At 39.1% G+C, this 348-nt stretch carries 1 protein-coding gene; it reads left to right on the top strand.

Going from position 1 to position 348, the window contains the following annotated elements:
- A partial coding sequence (locus HMPREF2811_RS04595) for an IS110 family transposase (protein WP_141749260.1) occupies window positions 1–348 on the top strand: 348 nt, incomplete at both ends.

Raw genomic sequence — 348 nt, 5'->3', positions numbered from 1 at the left:
CAAAATCAAGAAATATCGTGAAGTTTTCTCCGAAAATAAAAACGATGCTTTAGATGCTTTCTATATTGCTGATTACTTGCGAATCCAAAGGTTTAATCTCTCTTTCTTAAAGGAAGACCAATACATCGCCTTACAGCACCTTACACGGTCTCGCTATCAATTAATCAAGCAACTAACCACAGTCAAGCAACACTTCCTAGAAAATCTTTACTATAAGTGTAATACGCTTTCGATGAATCTTAAGGAAGATGGGCATTCCACGACTGCCCTCAGTGCTACCGTCATCTCACTCATGACCGAAGACTATTCTCTAGATGACCTGGCTAATATGCCTTTAGAAGAACTTGG

Origin of the sequence: Globicatella sp. HMSC072A10 (assembly GCF_001811625.1) — a bacterium.
In the GTDB taxonomy this organism is placed as follows: Bacteria; Bacillota; Bacilli; order Lactobacillales; family Aerococcaceae; genus Globicatella; species Globicatella sanguinis.
Note: the sequence above shows the minus strand (reverse complement) of the source record. Positions and strands in the feature narration are given on the sequence as shown.